Source organism: Streptomyces sp. NPDC044984 (genome assembly GCF_040646935.1).
Taxonomy (GTDB): Bacteria; Actinomycetota; Actinomycetes; order Streptomycetales; family Streptomycetaceae; genus Streptomyces.
The window spans coordinates 23580-42508 of the sequence record NZ_JBEZBE010000041.1 but is presented as its reverse complement, the minus strand read 5'-3'; the positions used below and the strand labels follow the sequence as shown (position 1 = coordinate 42508).

Below are 18929 nucleotides of genomic sequence, written 5' to 3'. Positions count from 1 at the left end.
CGCCCTCGACGTGTCCCTGACTTCATGGTGTGGTGAGTCCTCGCTAGCGTTTTAGTTGACTGGCGGTGCATCATGCCGCGGTTTGCCGGGTTCGCCCGTCTCCTCGTCTCCGGTCACTCGCGGGGGCCGCTGCGCTCTCTCCGCTCTGCGGTTTTCACCAGGCCTGCCACGGCCACCGGGCCCTCGTACCAAGCCAGTTCCGCCCTGAGTCATGCCGTTGCGCGTTGCGTTGGCGGCGGATTGTTGCGCAGCAGGGTTTCCGACGATTCCGGGCACAGCCGCGCCTCCTCGCGCGTTGACTGTGCTCGAACCGGGTCGTGCCGGGGAACCAGTCGCCCCAAAGACACCGGGCTGTCCGGGTCCACCGACCGCGGGCCGGGAACTGGAGGTTGTCCCGGCACCGGCCACCGTGCCCGGAGGGATTCTCTGTCCGCCTCTCACCGATCCCCCGGCAGCAGTCGAGGGACGGCCTCCCACTACGCCGCCTGTGCTGCCGGCACCTGTGACCATGCTGCCCGCCGCCCGAGGCGTCGCCGTACCGCCGGCCCGCGGCGTACCACCGCTCACCCCCGGTCCCATGGGCAACGGCTGGGCCGTGGAGGTCCTGCCCTGAGCGACCGGCGCCCCCACAACTGCTGCTCGACCCACTTGCCCCAAGGGCGCTCCGGCTGCCATGTGTCCTGGCGTCACACCCGAGGCACTCCCACGGACCGCACTCGTTCGCCCTTGAACCGCGACAGGCAAAGTAGGACGCGCGCCGCTTGGCCTCCCGTCGGAACGCCCCGAGAGGAGCGGAGGAAGCGGGGCGCCGAAGCCATTCGTGGCTGGATTGGCCGTCCCACTCGCGGTACCGGGGACACCAGTGGGTGCCGTCTGTCCTGCGGCGGTCGCTGCCGGGGGCGGCAGTGTGCCGACACTGTCAATGGTCGTCCCGACGGGAGCGCCGAGGTCGATGCTCTGCTCCGTAGTGACATCCCCGGGTACCGCGAGACCACGCATGCTCTGCGGAGCGGCGTGCCCTTCCACAGTAACCGTCGGGTGGTGCCCCTCAACTTCCCCTGTTGCAGTTTCCTGAGCCGTTCCGTAGATCGGTGTTTCAGGCGAACCCGGCCCCCGGTAGCGTCCCTCCTTCGGCTTCGGCACCCCCACATCCGGCATCGTCTTGAACTTCGGCGGCTCCAGCGCCGCCAGCTGCTCCTCGGACACCGCGTAGTACGACGACAACCGGTTCATCTGGTTGATCGCCTCTTGGCGGTTCTTCTCCACCTTCAGGGCCGCGGTGTACTCGTCGTTGCTCTCGACCCGCTCGTCCTTCGGGAACTGGCCGGGGCGCATGGCCTCCGCGCGGGTGTCGCGAGGGGGCATCGCCTTGCGGACGTCCGCGAGACCCACGGCCGCGGCGGTGATCTGGTCACCCGCTCCGCCGGCGAAGTCGCTCAGCGCGTACGTGTCGGTGACGAGTGAACGCCCCCACTTGCGGAACGCCTCGCCCGACTCCCCGACCCAGTGGACCCTTTCGATGTGGCCGTCCAGTTCCTTGGCCGCGTCCTTGATGGCGTCCCGCGCCGACCACAGGGCCTTGCCCGAGGACTCCAGGTCCTCCGGGTCGGTCTGCTCGACCAGGTCGACCATGGCGTTGAGGCTGTGGTTCTCGAAGTTCGTACGGCCCTGCAGGGCCTGCCCGACGGGGGTCGATTCGACCGCCGTGCGCATCAGTCTGCTGAGCGGGTCGATCGCAGGCCGTTCCTCGACGCCTCGGGTGAAGTCCGTGAGGAAGTTCTGCTGGGAGACCCGCTCCAGGTCCGCCTCGTGCTTGTTGTCGGTCATCGTCACAGGCTCCCGCTGGTGTCCCCGCCCTTGGCGCGCTGTTCGCCGTCCCTGGCGTCCTGAATCTGTCCGATCTGCACCTGGATCTCATGGAAACGACGACGCTGTTCCTCTTCGAGGTTGTCGAAGCCCACGTGCGCACCCCTGACGGCGATGCCGATCGCCTCGATCTGCAGGTGCAGTGTCTTGGAGAGCGCGGTCAGTTCCTCGTGGACGCGGTTGTACTGGAGGTACAGCCCGTGCGCCTCCGGGAAGGCGGCCGTACTGCCGCTGTTCAGCGACGTGGGTTTGATGGTCTGGCCGCCGACCCGCGTGGGGTGGGCTGCGGAGCCCTCCAGATCGCGCAGTACGCCGTCCACACGCTTCACGAACGTGGTCAGCGCCTCGTCGGCGACTTCCAGGTTCAGTGCCCTGGTGGCGGACACGCCACCCACCATGTCTGCTGGAAGCACGTCGCTCCCTCCCCGTTTCCCCGTGACACCGTCGGCCGAGACCGACCAGCTGGCCAGTTGTGCGCCCTACGTTCGCAAACCAGTCGTGATCGCCACTCTAACCAACGGGTACGACAGAGCCAATCGTGATGTGTGCCAACTCAGTTACGGCTGTGCCCTGTAGGTGCCTTTTCGGCCGATGTTCGGCCGACGCCCTCATCGCACCGCGCATGCGGACATGGTGGCGGTAGCGAGGCACGCTTCACCTGTCACCTCGACCGGAACGGGTGGATCCACCCAGAACCTTTACGCCAGCAACCAGGTTATGGGAGCCGTAGCGTCTCGGTGTTACTCGGGTGGGTTGCTAGCTTGCGCCGGAGTCCGGACGCCGCTGAGCGTCGTCCGACCGACAACGGCGCTGACGGTCCTGTACACGGGGGGAGGTAGCCGTCCATGGCATGGGACGAGTGGGAGCAGCTCAAGGCCGACGCCCTGCAACGGCAGCAGGGTTCCACGCGGATGCAGCTCAACGAGCTGGACGGGGGCGGTGGTTTCGGCGGCCCCGGCAGGCCGGACACGTACGGCGGCCTCAAGGTCACCAACGACGGGCTCACCAAGATCGGCAAGGCCGCCTTCGGGCTCTACGACCAGTTGTGGGACAAGGCGCGGGTCGCCGTACCCAGCAGTGACTCGGCCGCCGCCGACCTGTCGAAGCAGGGGTTCGCGCTCGGCTCGGGGCTCAAGCACGTGTCGAACCGGTGGGAGGAGCAGCTCAAGTCCCTGATGGACGCGTGCGCCCACATCTCGAACCACATGCGGGTGACCAAGAAGCTGCATGACGACGACGAGGGTTACATCCAGCGCCAGATGAGCAGCATCGCCGATCTGGACGCCGGGTTCGACGAAAGGGTCGGGGCTCCGGGCGAGAAGAACAGCATCTACGGGGAGCCGAGCAAGAAGAAAAAAGAGGAGTAGTGGGGCGCTGAGGACGCCTTCTGCCGCGTCCTGCACTCACCGCTGCTCGCACCACCTCCCTCAGCCTGCTCCTCGTCTCACTTCCAGGACGTGCACCCATGGAACTCGACACTCTCCGCGACGCCAACTTCACACTGCTCGACGACGCCGTCGAGGACTGGTCGACGCTCGTCAAGAGCCTCGAGGGTCTGAAGAAGGACGCCGAGGACGATCTGCGCAAGAGGGCCAACAACGCCGATTGGGCCGGCGTGAACGCCAAGGTGTCCAAGGAGTTCATCGGCAAGACGGCCGGCGAGTTCGCGGACGCCCACACCCAGGCGAAGAGCATCTACAAGATCCTCAGCGACACGGTGGGTGAGCTGAAGGGTTACCACCGGCAACTCGTCGAAGCCATCGAAGGCGGCCGGAAGAAGAACCTCACGGTCATCGGGTACGAGGGTGGCTTCACGGTCACCACGAACGCTCCCCCCGAGGCGCGGAGGGCGATGGACCAGGACAACAAGGGCGACATCACGGCCCTTCGCGACGAGATCCAGGGGATCCTCGACAAGGCCACCGAGAGCGACAACTCGGCCAGGACCGTTCTGCAGGCCCTCGCCGACCAGAGCGAGATGGGCTTCTCCGACGCCGGTTACGCGGACCGGGACTCCGCCGCCGAGGCACTCAAGCAGGCCGACCAGTTGGCCGCGCTTGCCAGGAAGAACCCTGACGACCTGACGGTCAAGGACTTCGACAGGATCAACGCCGGGCTCAAGAAGTACACCGGTGACGATTTGTTCGCTGAGCGGTTCGCCACGGCGCTCGGGCCCAAGAAGACTCTGGAGTTCTGGGCCGGGCTCAGCGATCCGCAAAGGGGTAACTGGGAACTGGGGCGCGACCGTCTGGAGCAGTTCGAAGATCTGCAGCGGAACCTGGGAACGACCTTGGCGAACGCCACGCAGAGCGATACGGCGGCCATGGCGGACTGGAAGCGCACGATGATCGACATCGGTGACAAGCCGATCTACGGCAACCACGGCGGACCGATGGGCTTCCAGGTCATGAGCAACCTCATGCGGACCGGCGACTACGACGACCGCTTCCTCACGGACTACGGTACGAAGCTCATGGCCACCGAGCGCAAGTTTACCGGTAACGGTGAGCATGCGAACACCGCCTGGCACAGCGGCCCCGTGGCTCCCCGGCTCAACCGGATCGGGGAGGACAGCGGGGCCGACGCGCTGACGGGGTATCTGAAGGGGTTGTCCAACAGCCCGGACGCGGCCACCGACTTCTTCAACCAGCAGTTCGTGGCAAAGGACGACCCGGACAACCCGTTCGAACGGGATTCTGACGACAAGAATGATTACAAAGGGAAGGTCTCTCTCAGCAACTTTCAGTACCTGTTCGAAGAGCGAGACTGGCCCCAGGAGACGAATTCCAAGGGGGACGACCTTCACACCGGACAGAACAACTTGGCGCTGGCTTTGGAGGCCGCGACAACAGGGCATCCAGCGGGTGAGCTGCCTACGGCAGATACACCCGCGCACAACGAGGGTCAGGCCAGGCTCATGCAGAACCTGATCTCTTCGGTCGCGGACGATCCTTCCCGACTCACGAAGAACAGCTATATGTCCGACAGTATGGGGCAAATGGCTGCCGAATACATGCCGGATATCCACCGTGCTCTGCACCCTGGGACGGAACGCGAGGACCAACTTTTCCCTGTCGCGGGCGCGGCAGCACAACTCAACGAGACCGACACAACCCGCTTCCTGTACTCCGTGGGGCGTAATCCGGAGGGCTACGCGGCCATCAATCTCGGCCAGCACAGCTACACGACAAGCCTGATGCAGTACCACTTCCAGCATCCCGACATGTACCTGAACGACCCGAACTTCTCGCAGGACGAAAATCTGAAGAAGACCATCGAGGACATTGCCCGTGTGGGCGGTGAGATCGAGGGCACCATCGGGGCCGGACGAGCCTACGAGGGCGAGATCGAAGGTGGCAAGAAGGACGCAGACTACAACTCCGTCATCGAGGAAATCGGAACCTGGGGAGGTACCGCGGTTGGGATCGGTGTCGGCCTCGGTACGGCACCGCTCGTCGGGCCGGGAGGCGTTGTTGTTGGTGGGGTGGCTGGCACTGCGGCGGACGAGATCATCGGAGCGATCACCGGAGGCGCCGTGAAGGACAGCTCGGGCCAGGTCATCTACCGCAATGGACAGGACCTGGAAGGTACCAAAGATTCGACTTACACACTCATCGAAACCGCCGCTAAGAAGGCAGGAGAGAACGTCGGCCATCCCTCTCCGATGATTGTCTCCGCTGCCGCGACAGCGGCCGAGCAAGGCTTCAACAACGCCGGGAAAAACGTGCATGACGCACTCGACGGTGAAGGCATTCCGCGACAGCTAGAAAAGGAAGACTAATTCGTGAAGTTCAGACGGAATGGATACGTAATCGCGGTTGCCGCCGTCATGCTTGTAGCCCTGGGTGGTGTCGCATATCTGTTCAGGGCCCCTCCGTTCTCCAAGGAGAAAGGAGAAATCGATGCGAGCGCCGTGTGTGACTCACTCGGATCGGCATCTCAAGCCAGAAGGGCACTCACGTCCGTGCTTCCGGAGAAAACTTCGTACGCGTTCGACGACGAGGTCCACCTTCGCGTAGGCGATCACGATGACAGCTACCGTTCCTACTGCTCCATCTCGGGGGATGGCGATCAGCTCATGTCTGTCTCGACCACGATGATGCGCGACGAACCGTTGGAAGGTTGGATTAACAGCGAGGTTGTTGAATTCGCAGGTCGGCAGCAATTAACGCCCTTCTTGGCGAAAATCAAGAGTGCGGCCTCGCCATCAGTGGCCGCCGTCTTCATGCCCTGTGTATCACCTGGGAAGATCCCCGGCGGCCAGTACAACATCAGCGCGGTGGTTCATCTCGAGAAGGCGGGAAAGGCGAGCGACACAGACAGGCGGATGGCGCTGATCGAGCTGACGAAAAGCACTGTCGCGTACGCACATGACAAGGGGAATTGTGATATGTCCTCCGATCTAAGCCCGTAATAGAGGACGTCAGGGATGCCGTCGCGCGTTCCCCCTCCCGCCATGAGTTTCAGACCGCCACGTTGGCGGATGACAGCGACTCCCTGCTCACCGGCACGGGAGCTGTGCAGCGAGTGCGTTGCAGCAACTCGGAGCGGCCCGAGCACATCCTGTTCGCCACCGCCCAGGTCTACGCCGACGGCGTGGACGACTCGGCGGCCATGGAGGGGTTGGTCACCGCGTACGCCCGGGCGGTCGAGCGTTCCGCGGTGTGCCGTTGAGAGCGGGACAGGCGGGTCAGCAGGCGACCTTGCGGCTCGTCACCGCGTACGCGTAGCCCGGTGTCGTCGATCCATCGCCTCCGCTGAGGCTCGGGACCAACCGGTCTTGCTACTTGGGACGGGTGCGCTGCGCGTGGACGCAGAAGGCGACTTCCGTGGCGTCACCCGTGACGGTGCGGGGCGAATCGGTGGCCGTGTTGCCGGCGGTCGGGTGGGCGTCGATGCCGAGTCGGGGGCTTCGCCGCCGTGTTCCACGACCTCGTTCTCGGTCATCGTGGAGTCGCTGCCGTCCAGGGCCGTCACGGTCCGCTCCACCGCACTGGTCGGTTCGTCGTCGCTCCCCTAAGCACCGTTCCCAGTGGCCAGGCCGCGGACGCTCACGACGATCATGAGCACGGCCATCGTGACCAGCGTCAGGCGTGCGACGACGAAGGCCGAGTCGGGGACATCGGGGGCCGAGGGGTTGGAGGACTCGCGCCAGGCCCGTACGCGGTCGGCCTTGACGCAGGCCATCGCGAGCAGTACTGCGGCCAGGATCAAGCCGAATACCGACAGTTTTTCCAGTGGTGTCATGCGTGGCCTCCCCGGCCTCCGTGCCTGCGTCGTGCGTCTCTCACCGCGACCGCCGTACCGGCCAGGCCCGCCGCCAGGACCAGGCCGCCGACCACCACGTACGTTCCCAGACGGGTGTTGCGTTCCTCGGCCGTCTCGCCGAAGTGCAGGGGGGCCACGGCGGGTGCCTTCGCGCGGATCGCCCCTTCCTCGGCCCGGGGGGATTCCACGGGGCGGGCCGGATCGACGTCCGTGAGGGCCTTGACGGGGTCGATCACGCCCCAGCCGACCAGGCGGTCGTGGCCGGGGATCGAGCGTTCCGCGGTCTGTTCGATCTGGGCGACGATCTGGCGGGCGGTCCACTTCGGGAACTTGGCCTTCAGCAGTGCCGCCACCCCGGCCACGTACGGGGCGGAGAAGCTGGTGCCATTGTCCGCGCAGTGGCCGTTGCCGGGGACGGTGGACACCATGTCGACGCCGGGGGCGGCCACGCCCACGAACTCACCGGACTGGGAGAAGGGCGCCCGTTCGTTGTTGCGGTCGGAGGACGCCACGGCCAGGACGCCCTCGTAGGAGGCCGGGTAGGTGACCTTGACGTTGCCTCCGAGGCCGTCGTTGCCGGCCGAGGCGACGACCACGACCTGCTGGTCCAGGGCGTGGTCGACCGCCTCCTCCAGGCTCGGGTCGGGCCGGACTGCGTTGGCCGTGTCCTGGGAGATGTTGATGACGTCGGCGCCCGCCTGGACGGCGTAGCGGATCGAGTCCGCGAGGGTCTTGGCGGTGCCGTTGCCCTCCGCGTCGTTCTGCTTGATCGGGATGATCGTGGCCTCGGGGGCCAGTCCGACGAAGCCGGTGCCTTCGGCGGGGCGGGCCGCGATGATGCCGGCCACGCGGGTGCCGTGGCCGACGGTGTCGGTGGTGCCCTGCGCGTTGCCGCGCTCGATCTTCTCGCCCTTGGCGTTCTTCGACGGCAGGAAGTTCCTGCCCTTCGACGCGTCGACGGCGTCGGAGAGCTGGGGGTTCTTCACGTCGACGCCCGTGTCGATCACCGCGACCCGGACGTCCTCCCCCTTCGACTGTGCCCACAGCGCGTCGAGGTTGACGCGTTGCAGCGCCCACGGCCGGCCCTCGTACTTCTTGGACGGGAACGTGCACCGTCCGGCGTCGTCCGCCCGTGCCGCGGGGGCTGCCGGGAACACCAGGACGGTCCCCGTGAGGACGGTGGCGGTGAGCACGGTCAGCGTCGTGCGCGGCAGCGCGCGGGGGTGTCGGGCCGCGCGTACGCCGTCGGGCCGTTCGGTGGCGTCACGTCCGGTGCGGGTGTGTGTCGGCATGGCTGGTCGCTTCCTGACGGGCCGTGGCGGTTAGGAACCCTGCGGCTGCCGCGCGGCCGCTTCCGACAGGCGCGGACCGGTGGGCAGGAACGTCGACCACTGCGCCGGGACGGGAGAGGGGGCCACCTTCTCGTAGCCGAGGCGGGTCTGGGCGATCCTGGCCTCGTTGAGCCCCTGTTCACGCTGCTTGTCGGAGGTTCCGATGCCCTCGTCGTCCGTGGCACTGTCGCTGTTGGACTGCAGGGCGTAGCGCAGCCCCGTGTCGGTGACCAGGAAGACCCCGCCGGCGTCGGTCTCCGTGCCCTGGAACTGCCGGTAGAGCTGTCCGGAGCCCGGGGTGACGTAGGCGCTGGACGAGCCGGTGGGCAGCTGTTCCGGGAAATCGGTGCCCACCCAGGTGGACAGGGTCGTCCTGCCGTTCTTGGCGTCCACCGAGCGCAGGACGTTGCAGACGGTGTTGTGGCCGGAGGTCGCGGTGGTGCCGTCGTTGACCGTCTTCGGCCGGTACGACGGCCAGTTCTTCTCCCCCTCGAAGTCCGTGCTGTCGACGACCGCGCCGGGGCTGACCTGCTGGGCCTCGCCCGCCTGTCCGACACCGACCAGGTCGCCGCTGTTGAGCAGCAGGGTGGCGGTGAACTCGGAGATGCGCGCCACCTCGCCGGGCAGGACGACGTAGTACTGCATGCGCCGGCCGTCGTACGCCTTGATGACCATGCCGACCTTGTCGTACTGACCGAGTGCTTCGGCGGCTCCCGCTTCCGCGCCCGGGGTGTCCGGGATCTCCGGGATGGAGATCGGGTCACCCTGGTGAAGGGTGTCCAGCCACTCCTGGGACACGCGCTGCGGGGCGCGTCCCTGGGTGTCGAGGGCCTTGAGGAGCTCCTTGTCGGCCGGGTCGGCCAGCGGGTAGGCGTAGCCGCGGGAGTCGACCACGTACGGGGAGGTGCCGTCCGGGCCGACGACGTACATCAGCTCGCCCCGGGTGAGCCTGCCGGAGCCCTCGGTCCTGGACCACTGCTTCTCCGCGAGGACGAACGCCGCCTTCTGGATGGCGCGGCCGCCGGCGCCGGGCCGTTCGCAGACCGCCCAGCGCTTGGCGGTCTCGGCCTCCTCGGGCGAGGGCAGCCGGTCGGGCGCGTAGGGGATGCCGATCGTGGCACCGTGCGGGGGTTCGCCTCGGTCGAGGACCTTCTCCTTGACGGTGATGACGCTGTCGTTGTCGGGGTCCAGGAGGAGTTTCGCGGACGCCATGTTGAGGACGGGGTGCAGTTGCTTCTTCCCCTCCGTCTTGAGCACGACGTACCGCGTGGTGGAGTCGCTGGCCACGATCACGTGTGCCCCCGGTTCGTCCCATCCCTTCGGGGCCGTGGGACTGAACAGGCCGATCGCGCCGAAGACGGCGAGGACGACCACGCCGACGATGACGCCCGGCACGACCGCCCTGAGCGGTTTGGGGGCGTCCTCTTCCGAACCCGAGGGGGAGGGCTGCAGGAAGGACGCGAGCGTGCGGCGCTTCGCGAAGGTGTAGGCGTTCAGTTCATCGCGCCGTGATGCCATCTGCTTTCGTTCTCTCCCCGTGCGAGAAAGTGGAGGACCGGTGGATGTTCAGTGGGTGGCCGCTGGACATCGGTCCCCGCACCCCCGGCTGCCTCTGGAACCCCGACTGTCAGTCTCGGCCCCTACTATGCCTGCTGCGCGTTCGGGTGTGTGGCACGGGTAGGGTGCTGGGGCCCTGCCGGTTTCCTGCGGGCAGTGCTTTAGGGAGAGTTCGGGGGTTTTTCAGTGATGGCTTCCGCGCCACGGACCCGGTCGCGATCGCAATCGGCGACATCGAGGACCGCCGTACCCCGTCTGCGGACGCGTTCGGGACACGGCGGCTCCTTCCTGGTCCAACGGCTGGTGCTGCTGGAGTTGGCGGCCGCCCTGGTGGTGTGCGGCTGGCTCATCGGCCCTTTCGTCCTGATGCCGGGTGCCGTCGTCGCCGTCCTCCTCTGCGTGCTCGCGGTCGTACGGCGGCGTGGACACTCCCTGCCGGACTGGCTGAGCAGTCGGCTGGCTCTGCGTGCCCGCCTCCGGAGAGCGGCGAAGACCCCGGTGCCGCCGGACGTCGACCCCGGTCTGATGCCCGCGGTGGAGTGTGAGCCGAACCTGCGGACGCACACCTACGACCACGGTGGCGACCGTGACCGGCGGCCGGTGGGCATGGTGGGTGACGGGAGCTTCCTCAGCGCCGTCCTCCAGGTGGAGGCCGACGCCGGTGCTCTGCGTGCCGAGCGCGGCCGCAGGCCGCTTCCGCTCGCGCTGGTCCGGGACGCGCTGGAGGTGGACGGCATCCGGCTGGAGTCGGCTCAGGTCGTGCTGCACACGCAGCCCGCGCCCGCGCCCCACCTGCCGCAGCAGTCCGTCGTGGTGACCAACTACCAGCAGTTGCAGGCCCAGAGCGTCTCGCCGGCGGTCCGCATCATGTGGATCGCGCTGAAACTCGACCACGAGCTCTGTCCTGACGCGGTGGCCGCGCGGGGCGGCGGGCTCCTCGGGGCGCAGAAGTGCCTGGTGCGGTCGGCGGAGCACCTGTCCAGCCGGCTGACGGGCGCCGGTTTCCGGGCGAGCCTGCTGACCGAGGAGGAACTGACGGCCGCCATCAGTACGTCGGCGTGCGCCAACCCCATGGTGACCGCCCAGGCCGGACAGAGCGACGCGCCCCGGCGGCGGACCGAGGAGTCCGGCCGCAGCTGGCGGTGCGACAACCGCAGGCACACCACGTACTGGGTCCGCCGCTGGCCCCCGCTCGGCGGTCCCGGTGACGGTCTGCCCCAGCTCGTCGCCGAGTTGACGGCGGTTCCCGCGCTGGCGACGACGTTCAGCCTGACCCTGGCCCGCAGCGGGCAGCGGGACGTGGCGGTCACCGGGCACGTGCGGGTCACCGGCCGCAGCAGCACCGAGCTGGCCGAGGCCCGCCGCGCACTGGAGCACACCGCACGCCGGGCGCGGACCGGGATCGTACGTCTGGACCGGGAGCAACTGCCCGGTGTGCTCGCCACTCTGCCGCTCGGAGGTGCCCGCTGATGGTCATGCCGACATCCACCACACCGGCCGGTCCGGTCGCCGGTGCGCAGCCGCCCGTCGGTCTCCGGGACCGCCTGCGCACCGGGTTCGGGTTGCTGGGACCCCGGCACCCGCGGCACACACTGTCCTTGGCCGAGGCCGACATGCTGGCCCTGCCCATAGGCGACGACGGAGTCGTGGTGGGTGTGAACGCCGAGGGGCAGCCTGCCGTTCTCGGGGTGAACCGCCCGACACCGTTCGACATCCTGCTCATCGGCGGTCTGTGGACGACGCAGGTGCTGGCGCTGCGCGCGGCGGCGACGGGGGCGAGGGTCGCGGTGGAGACCGGTCGGCCCGGGCACTGGGCGCAGGTCGTGCAGGCGGTCGGCGGCGGCCAGTCCGGGATGACCGTGCACGAGGTGGGCCGGGTACCGCCGCTCGGCGCCTCGGCGACGGGTCCCGTCCTGGTGATCCGGGACTGCGGCATGCGACCGCCGCGCGGGCGGGTGACCTCGGCGCCCTGGCAGTCCGTTCTCACGCTTCTGCCCTATCTGAGTCCGGTCGCGCCCAGGCTGGCGCGTCAGGCACGCCTGGTGGGTGTGCAACGCGTCTCACCTGATGAGGCGGTGGAGATCGGGCGGGTGACGGGATTGCCCCGGGCCGAGTACGAGGCGCTTCCCACGCTCGCCGACGGCGTCACCCTGTGGTGCACGGAGCGGGACCGGCAGTACGTGATGACGCAGCCGACGGACGCCGAGATCGGTCTGGTGGGAACGCCGCGCCGCATGGACTGACCGGACGACTCACCGCCCCTTCGGGCGCCATGTGCGGTTTGACGCGTCTGTAGGTGTTTGCCGACCGGTGGGTGACGGCGCGTGACGTCCACCGCGGGTGCCGCGAGGTGGGCGGGGCTGACGGGGCGGGGCTCCTGGTGATTAGGGTGGTACCCGGCGCGACGCCAGAACCCGGGGGCCGGGCATCGGCGTCCTACAGGGAGGGCCGGTTCGGACGACTTCGTTTCCTTTTCGGACACGTCGGACGACGAGAAATGGTCGCCCCAGCACGGCACAAGGGTGCTCGACCACACCAGGAGGAACTGTGAGCAGCGATCGGGACGGGACGCGCGGGGGCTGGGCGACACCCGGCGATGACCAGCCCGACGCGGAGTCCGCCATCGAGACGACGGGCGAGTTCACCATCGACTACGCGCCGCCGGCCTGGTACACGCAGAACGCTTCGGGGGGTTCGGAGTCGGGGGCGCCGTCCGCTTCATCCGGTTCGTCGCCCTCCTCACCTGCTTCGACCCCTTCGACTCCTTCGGCTCCTTCGGCTCCTTCCTCCGGTGGACCCGTTCCGCCGCTGCCGGGGGCGACTCCGCCGCCGCACGCGCCCGCGCCGGGGGCGCCCTTCACTCCGCCGGCGCCCGCACCCACACCGGGCGCCCCCTTCACGCCTCCGGCGCCCGCGCCCGCCGCGCCGTTCACGCCGCCCGCGCCGCCCTCCGGGGAGCCGGTGGCCGTGCCGAGGCTTCCGGTGGGGAGCGGGTTCGAGCCGCAGCGGCCGGAAGCGGGGAAGGAGCCCGCGGAGCCGGGGGCGGCTTTCCCTCCGGCCGTGCCGGACAGCCCGGTCGGTGGTTTCCAGGCCGACAACGGTGATCTGGAGAGCGGTGCGACGATCCGCTTCTCCGCCGCCGCGCTGAAGCGGGAGATCGCGGAGCGCGAGGCGGGCGCGGAAGCAGAGTCCGGGGCCGAGTCCGGGGCCGAGGCCGAGTCCGGGGCCGAGGCCGAGGCCGAGGTGCGGCTGGAGCCGTCCGGCGGTGAGGGCGGGACCCACGACGACGCCGGGAGCGCCGCGGGGACCTCCGGCGACCCGTCGGACGCCGACGACTCCGAGGAAGCTTCCGGTACGGCCGACGAGCCCGGCGCCGGCGCGGTCTCCGGCCCCGAGGACATCACGGCCGGCGAGGCGGAGACCGAGCATGCCGGGTCCTCGGTGACCGACGTGGAGGGCGGTGCCGCTCCGGCGGAGCCGAAGGCCGGGTCCGAGGACACCGGGCCGGTGGACGACGCGGTGCCGGCCGGCGCGGCTCCCGAGGACGACACGCCCCGGGACGCCGTCCCGGCCGCGCCCGACGCCCCACCCGCCTGGACCCTCCCGGCGCCGCAGGGCGTGCCCCCGGTGCCGTCGGCGCACCCTGCCGCCCCGGCGTCGCCCGGCCAGTGGCCCGCGCAGCCACCGCAGGCACCCGCCCAGCCGGCGGACGCGGGTGCACAGCCTCAGCCCGCGGCGGCGCAGGACCAGCCGGTCGTCCCCGCTCAGCAGCCGCCGTTCCAGCCCCAGGCACCGCAGCCCGCGCCCGCCGCCTGGAACCCGCCGACCGCTCCACCGGCCGGTTACGGCTTCCCGCAGCCCCCCGCGCAGCAGCCCGGGGCCCCGGCCGCCCCGGCGCCCAGCGCTCCCGCCGGCTACGGCTTCCCGCAGCCGGGCGCCGCCCCGACTCCTCCGGCCCAGCCCGCCGGTTACGGCTTCCCGCCCGCCGGTGCCCCCGGCACGGCGAACCCGCAGCCCGAGGCCGCCCCCGCACCCGGCCCGCAGGCCGGCTACGGCTTCCCCCGGCCGGGCGCCGCCCCGGCTCCCCCGGCCCAGCCCGGTGCGGCGGTCCCGCAGCAGCCCTCCGCGCAGCCCCAGCCCGGTACCCCGCCCGTGCCCGGCCCGCAGGCCGGCTACGGCTTCCCGCAGCCGGGCGCCGCCCCGACTCCCCCGGCCCAGCCCGGCGCTTACGGCTTCCCCCAGCAGCCGCAGCAACCGCAGCAGCCCGGCGTCCCCCCGCAGCCGCAGCAGGGGCAGCAGCCCGTCGATCCGCGTACCGGGGCCGCCTGGCCGCAGCCCATACAGCACGACCAGCGGCAGCCGACCAACCCCGGTGCGGCGCCCCTCGGTTACACCGCCGCCGTGGAGCTGTCCTCGGACCGGCTGCTCAACAGCAGGAAGCAGAAGGCGAAGAGCAGCCGCCCCGCGGCCGGCGGTTCGCGTTTCAAGCTGGGCGGCAAGAAGGAGGAGGCCGAGCGGCAGCGGAAGCTGGAGCTGATCCGTACGCCGGTGCTGTCCTGCTACCGCATCGCCGTCATCAGCCTCAAGGGCGGCGTCGGCAAGACGACCACGACCACCGCCCTCGGCGCCACCCTCGCCACCGAGCGGCAGGACAAGATCCTCGCGATCGACGCCAACCCGGACGCCGGTACGCTCGGCCGCCGGGTGCGGCGCGAGACCGGGGCCACCATCCGCGACCTCGTCCAGGCGATCCCGTACCTCAACTCGTACATGGACATCCGGCGGTTCACCTCCCAGGCGCCGTCCGGTCTGGAGATCATCGCCAACGACGTGGACCCGGCCGTGTCCACGACCTTCAACGACGAGGACTACCGGCGCGCGATCGACGTGCTCGGCAAGCAGTACCCGGTCATCCTCACCGACTCCGGTACGGGTCTGCTCTACAGCGCCATGCGCGGCGTGCTGGACCTCGCCGACCAGCTGATCATCATCTCCACGCCGTCCGTGGACGGTGCGAGCAGCGCCAGTACGACGCTGGACTGGCTGTCCGCGCACGGGTACGCGGACCTCGTCTCGCGGTCCCTCACCGTGATCTCCGGGGTGCGCGAGACCGGCAAGATGATCAAGGTCGACGACATCGTGGCGCACTTCCAGACCCGGTGCCGGGGCGTGATCGTCGTACCGTTCGACGAGCACCTGGCCGCGGGTGCGGAGGTCGACCTCGACATGATGCGGCCGAAGGTGCGGGAGGCGTACTTCAACCTCGCGGCGATGGTCGCCGAGGACTTCGTACGGCATCAGCAGTCGCACGGTCTGTGGACCTCCGACGGCAACCCGCCGCCGGTCGCCGCCCCGCCGCTGCCGGGCCAGGGCGTCCCCGGCCAGCCCTTCCCCGGTCACCCCGTCCCGGGTCAGCCCTTCCCCGGTCAGCCTGTCCCGGGTCAGCCCTTCCCCGGTCACCCCGCCCCGGGTCAGCCCATGCCCGGTCAGGCCGCTCCCGGTCAGCCGGGCCCGTACCCCCAGCAGTCGCAGCCCGGGCAGCCCCCGGCCCAGCCCGGCCACCCGTACCCGCAGGTCCCGGGCCAGCCCTATCCGGACCAGCCCTATCCGGCTCCGCCCGGACAGCAGCCGCCCCCGCAGCAGTAAGGGGCGCTCCGGCGCGGCAGGGGCGGGTCTCCCGAGTGACGGGAGGCCCGCCCCTGCCACTGTTCGCGGCGGGGTCAGCCCTCGTGGCCGACGACGGCCGTGACGCGGATCTCGACGCGCATGCCCGGTGCGCCGAGCGCCGCCACCCCGATCTGCGTCCAGATGGGCGCGCGCTCACCCATGCGCCGGCGGAACTGGTCGACCATGACCCGGTTGTGGTCCTCGCCGATGGAGTCCGTGGCACCGGGGATGTGGAACGAGTCCACGGCGATGACGTCGCGCCAGGTGGCGCCCGCCTCGGCGAGGGTCCTCTCGACGTTGTCGAAGGCCCGGACGATCTCGTCCTCCAGGGCCTCCGGGAAGTTCGTGTCGTCGTCCCATCCCCCCTGGCCCGAGATCTCGACGCGGTCGCCGACGCGCACCGCCTGGCTGTAGTGCAGCAGGTCAAGGTGTTTCGGGCCGTAGCCGGGGGTGACGAAGAACTCCGGGGCACGGGAGACGTCCGTGGTGGTGCCAGACATCGGGAAATCCTCTCGATTGACTTCACGCATGAAGTGAACGTACCACGATTGACTTCATGCATGAAGTCATGGCCGATTGGTAACCTGTCCGGATGAGCAGTGCCCCAGTCCCCGACACCAGCGGTGCCGCACCCGACGGACCCCAGTGGCTCACCGCGGACGAGAAGGAGGCCTGGACCGGCCTGATCTCACTCGTCCTGCTGCTGCCGGGGCGGCTGGAGTCGCCGTTGCAGCGCGAGGCCGGCCTCACGCTCTTCGAGTACCTGACCCTCAGCCACATCTCCGAGACCCCGGAGCGCCGGTTGCGCATGAGCGAGCTGGCGTATCTCGCGAACGGCTCGCTCTCCCGTCTGTCCAACGTCGTCAAGCGGTTCGAGGCGCGGGGGTGGGTCGAGCGCTACCCCGACCCCGACGACGGCCGCTTCACCATCGCCGCCCTGACCGACGCGGGCTACGAGGTCGTCGTCGCGGCCGCGCCGACACATGTGCAGGCGGTGCGCCGGCTGGTGCTCGACCCGCTGACCGCCTCGGACCAGCGCGCCCTGGCCCGCATCGCCGCCAAGCTGCGGACACGGCCGGTCGACCTGGCTTAGGGGCCGACCGGGCGGGCCGGTTGGGCCGGTTGGGCCGGGCGGGCCGGCGGTCCCCCCGGCCCCGGTCCGGGGAATCCGCCGTCAGGCGTTGGCCAGGAACGCGTCAGTGGTCTCGACCAATGGGCGGCACCGGACGCGTCAACTCCTTGTTTCCGCAGGCCACATGGGGTACACGCGCCGTTGACGCTCGCAGCTGTCGCTGATAGACACACTCATCACTCATCTGATCAGCCCGTCCTTCCCGTGCGAGCGATGACGCGAGGTCAGCGACCATGGACACGAACGATCAGTACGGCGGTCACCACCGCACCCCGGGACGCACCCGGCTCGTCATGGCGGCCGGCGCCGCCGCGCTCACCCTCACCGCCGGACTCGCCACCCCGCTCGACCCGGCGCCGCAGCAGGCCCGGGCGGCCGACGACGGCACCAAGGTGCTGACCGTCGCGGTGGCGCAGAGCGTCGACTCGCTCAGCCCGTTCCTGGCGGTACGGCTGCTCAGTACGAGCATCCACCGGCTCACCTACGAGTACCTGACGAACTACGACGCCGAGGACAACCACGTCGTCCCCGGTCTGGCCACCGAGTGGGAGTCGTCGCCGGACAAGCTGACCTGGACGTACACCATCCGTTCCGACTCCACGTGGTCGGACGGGAAGCAGGCCACGGCCGAGGACGCGGCCTGGACGTTCAACACGATGATGTCCGACCCGGGCGCGGCCACCGCGAACGGCAGCTTCGTCGCCAACTTCGAGAAGGTGACCGCGCCGAGCCCCACCAAGCTCGTCATCGAGCTGAAGAAGCCGCAGGCCACGATGACGGCGCTGGACGTGCCGATCGTGCCCCGGCACGTGTGGGAGAAGGTCGACGACTACTCCGAGTTCAACAACGACAAGGACTTCCCCGTCGTCGGCAACGGGCCGTTCGTCCTCACCGGCTACAAGGCGGACAGCCATGTGCGGCTGAAGGCCAACAAGGACTTCTGGCGCGGGGCGCCCAAGTTCGACGAGCTGGTCTTCCGCTACTACAAGGACCAGGACGCGGCGGTGTCGGCGCTGCGCAAGGGCGAGGTGTCGTTCGTCGCCGGGTCGCCCTCCCTGACGCCCGCGCAGGCGGACTCGCTGAAGGGCGAGAAGGACATCCACGTCAACGACGCCCCGGGCCGCCGCTTCTACGCCCTCGCCACCAACCCGGGCGCCAAGGCGAAGAACGGCGAGAAGATGGGTGACGGGCACCCCTCGCTGCTCGACCGGCGGGTGCGCAACGCGCTGTTCATGGCGGTGGACCGGAAGACCATCATCGACAAGGTGTTCCAGGGGCACGCCGTGGAGGGGGCGGGGTACATCCCGCCCCGCTTCTCCCAGTACTTCTGGGAACCGTCGGCCGACCAGGAGCTGGCGTACGACCCGGCCGAGGCGGCCCGGCTGCTCGACCGGGCCGGGATCAAGAAGAACGGCGACGGCAGACGCGTCGGCAGGGACGGCGAGCCGATCGACTACCGCGTGCTGTGCCACGCCACCGACCCGAACGACAAGGCGATCGGCCAGTACCTCGAGGAGTGGTGGGGCGACCTCGGTATCGGGGTCACGCTCGCCTGCCTGGACAACGTGACCGATCCCTGGCTGGCCGGCGAGTACGACCTCGCCTTCGACGGCTGGTCGGTCAACCCGGACCCCGACTTCGTGCTGTCCATCCACACCTGCGCGGCGCTCCCGGCGACCCCGGAGGAGACCGGCGCGACCGACAACTTCATCTGCGACAAGACGTACGACGAGCTCTACGCCCGGCAGCTCGCCGAGTACGACGCCGGCAAGCGGGCGGACATCGTCAAGCAGATGGAGTCACGGCTGTACGACCTCGGGTACATGAACGTCATGGCGTATCCGAACGCGGTCGAGGCGTACCGCACGGACCACATCGAGTCGATCACCACCATGCCGGCGAAGGCGGGCAACATCTACGGTCAGGACGGCTACTGGAGCTGGTGGTCGGCGGTGCCGGCGGCGGACTCCGGGGACGCGGACGGTGGTTCGTCGTCGACGGGCGTGGTCGTCGGGATCGTCGCGGGGGTCGTCGTCCTCGCGGGGCTGGGGGCGTTCGCCGCGCTGCGGCGACGGGCCACGGCCGAGGACCGCGAGTAGGCGGCGGAC

The 18929-nt window shown here is 69.5% G+C and carries 15 protein-coding genes; 9 read left to right on the top strand and 6 right to left on the bottom strand.

Going from position 1 to position 18929, the window contains the following annotated elements:
• Window positions 1–51: 51 nt before the first annotated feature.
• On the bottom strand, window positions 52–1827 hold the full coding sequence (locus tag AB0A94_RS32925; protein WP_361749771.1) for a hypothetical protein: 1776 nt from the start codon (window positions 1825–1827) through the stop codon (window positions 52–54).
• A gap of 2 nt (window positions 1828–1829) precedes the next feature.
• A complete protein-coding gene (locus AB0A94_RS32920) occupies window positions 1830–2279 on the bottom strand; it encodes a hypothetical protein (RefSeq protein ID WP_361749768.1) in 450 nt (149 codons plus the stop codon).
• 432 nt (window positions 2280–2711) lie between these two features.
• Between AB0A94_RS32920 and AB0A94_RS32915 the strand changes: the two genes are divergently transcribed.
• The 4 genes from AB0A94_RS32915 to AB0A94_RS32900 all read left to right on the top strand — a co-directional run bounded on the left by AB0A94_RS32915 (window position 2712) and on the right by AB0A94_RS32900 (window position 6540).
• Window positions 2712–3233, top strand: coding sequence for a hypothetical protein (locus tag AB0A94_RS32915; protein WP_361749765.1), 522 nt, complete (start codon window positions 2712–2714; stop codon window positions 3231–3233).
• A 98-nt stretch (window positions 3234–3331) separates the two neighbouring features.
• A complete protein-coding gene (locus AB0A94_RS32910) occupies window positions 3332–5647 on the top strand; it encodes a hypothetical protein (protein WP_361749762.1) in 2316 nt (771 codons plus the stop codon).
• Window positions 5648–5650: 3 nt separating this feature from the next.
• Window positions 5651–6280: a hypothetical protein gene (locus AB0A94_RS32905; protein WP_361749759.1), complete on the top strand. Its 630-nt coding sequence runs from the start codon at window positions 5651–5653 to the stop codon at window positions 6278–6280.
• A gap of 62 nt (window positions 6281–6342) precedes the next feature.
• Window positions 6343–6540 carry a hypothetical protein gene (locus tag AB0A94_RS32900; RefSeq protein ID WP_361749757.1) on the top strand — a complete coding sequence of 66 codons (198 nt, stop codon included), beginning with the start codon at window positions 6343–6345 and terminating at the stop codon, window positions 6538–6540.
• Between the two features lie 342 nt (window positions 6541–6882).
• Here the strand turns inward: AB0A94_RS32900 and AB0A94_RS32895 are convergent, their stop codons facing one another.
• From AB0A94_RS32895 to eccB, 3 genes are all read right to left on the bottom strand, one after another.
• A complete protein-coding gene (locus tag AB0A94_RS32895) occupies window positions 6883–7113 on the bottom strand; it encodes a hypothetical protein (RefSeq protein WP_361749754.1) in 231 nt (76 codons plus the stop codon).
• Window positions 7110–8327, bottom strand: a complete 1218-nt coding sequence (gene mycP, locus AB0A94_RS32890; protein ID WP_361749813.1) for a type VII secretion-associated serine protease mycosin — start codon at window positions 8325–8327, stop codon at window positions 7110–7112. Before mycP ends, AB0A94_RS32895 begins: the two co-directional genes overlap by 4 nt.
• Window positions 8328–8456: 129 nt before the next feature.
• On the bottom strand, window positions 8457–9983 hold the full coding sequence (eccB, locus tag AB0A94_RS32885) for a type VII secretion protein EccB (protein ID WP_361749751.1): 1527 nt from the start codon (window positions 9981–9983) through the stop codon (window positions 8457–8459).
• A gap of 228 nt (window positions 9984–10211) precedes the next feature.
• Here eccB and eccE point away from each other — a divergent pair, with 228 nt between their 5' ends.
• The 3 genes from eccE (at window position 10212) to AB0A94_RS32870 (ending at window position 15668) form a co-directional block, all read left to right on the top strand.
• Entirely contained in the window at window positions 10212–11492 is a 1281-nt protein-coding gene (gene eccE, locus AB0A94_RS32880; RefSeq protein ID WP_361749748.1) for a type VII secretion protein EccE, read from the top strand.
• A gap of 5 nt (window positions 11493–11497) precedes the next feature.
• Complete coding sequence (locus AB0A94_RS32875) at window positions 11498–12265, top strand: hypothetical protein (protein WP_254397284.1); 768 nt, start codon at window positions 11498–11500, stop codon at window positions 12263–12265.
• A 304-nt stretch (window positions 12266–12569) separates the two neighbouring features.
• Window positions 12570–15668 (top strand): SCO5717 family growth-regulating ATPase, encoded by a 3099-nt coding sequence (locus tag AB0A94_RS32870; protein WP_361749745.1) that lies wholly within the window; start codon window positions 12570–12572, stop codon window positions 15666–15668.
• Between the two features lie 74 nt (window positions 15669–15742).
• On the opposite strand, the gene AB0A94_RS32865 is transcribed toward AB0A94_RS32870, so the two are convergent.
• Window positions 15743–16189: a Rid family hydrolase gene (locus AB0A94_RS32865; RefSeq protein WP_145866938.1), complete on the bottom strand. Its 447-nt coding sequence runs from the start codon at window positions 16187–16189 to the stop codon at window positions 15743–15745.
• A 92-nt stretch (window positions 16190–16281) separates the two neighbouring features.
• Between AB0A94_RS32865 and AB0A94_RS32860 the strand changes: the two genes are divergently transcribed.
• Window positions 16282–16782: a MarR family transcriptional regulator gene (locus AB0A94_RS32860; protein ID WP_361749741.1), complete on the top strand. Its 501-nt coding sequence runs from the start codon at window positions 16282–16284 to the stop codon at window positions 16780–16782.
• Window positions 16783–17054: 272 nt separating this feature from the next.
• Complete coding sequence (locus AB0A94_RS32855; RefSeq protein ID WP_361749739.1) at window positions 17055–18920, top strand: ABC transporter substrate-binding protein; 1866 nt, start codon at window positions 17055–17057, stop codon at window positions 18918–18920.
• Window positions 18921–18929 lie beyond the last annotated feature (9 nt).